The sequence below is a fragment of the uncultured Serinicoccus sp. genome, assembly GCF_947487915.1.
Lineage (GTDB): Bacteria > Actinomycetota > Actinomycetes > Actinomycetales > Dermatophilaceae > Ornithinicoccus.
Window position 1 is genome coordinate 1 of sequence record NZ_CANKYH010000050.1, and the last position, 249, is coordinate 249.

The following is a 249-nucleotide window of genomic DNA, read 5'->3' on the forward strand; positions in this document are numbered from 1 at the left end:
GTGTTGATGTCAATCGCGACATCCTTACCCGTGTTGTATCCACCTTGGCCTGGCATGGTTTTCTCCAAATGAAAAACCCGGCTCTAGGCCGGGCTTGGAAGTGGTTTTCTGCGCTTACTGGCGCGGAGCGGCGGACGCAACAATGGAAACGCTTTGCCCTGCCTCTAAGTTCACGAGGAAGTAGCGAATCACGGACAGGTATTTGACCTGTACGTCCGCCTGCATGTACCCAAGCGCCACGCGGGAGTC

Annotated in this window: 1 protein-coding gene; it reads left to right on the forward strand. The window is 55.8% G+C overall.

Features of this window, described 5'->3' with window-relative positions:
- On the forward strand, nucleotides 1-206 hold a 206-nt coding region (locus Q0795_RS17165; protein ID WP_298891788.1), incomplete at its 5' end, for a hypothetical protein.
- Nucleotides 207-249 lie beyond the last annotated feature (43 nt).